Origin of the sequence: Cytobacillus firmus (assembly GCF_023715565.1) — a bacterium.
Taxonomy (GTDB): domain Bacteria; phylum Bacillota; class Bacilli; order Bacillales; family Cytobacillaceae; genus Cytobacillus; species Cytobacillus firmus_C.
In genome coordinates, this window is sequence record NZ_JAMBOJ010000207.1 from 1 (window position 1) to 222 (window position 222).

The window sequence follows — 222 nt, forward strand, 5'->3', positions numbered from 1 at the left end:
CTTTGCGCTTCTCATAGATCGGTTTGACGTCTTGATGGTGACGAAGGTGATCTGCCTCTTCCACATGTTCCTCCCACACATGACGTTGAATTAGTTTTTGGTGCGCTTGACTCTGTGTGCATTGAGGCAAGAATGGGCATCCAGCACAAATTCGCGGATCTGATTTATATTGACGATACCCTTCCTTGGTAGTCGTAGTATATTTTAAAATCTCACCAGCTG

The 222-nt window shown here is 45.0% G+C and carries 1 protein-coding gene; it reads right to left on the reverse strand.

All coding sequences use genetic code 11. The features are described 5' to 3' along the window. Window positions 1–222 (reverse strand): transposase (locus tag M3205_RS26100; RefSeq protein WP_251172381.1); only part of this gene is annotated, 222 nt, incomplete at both ends.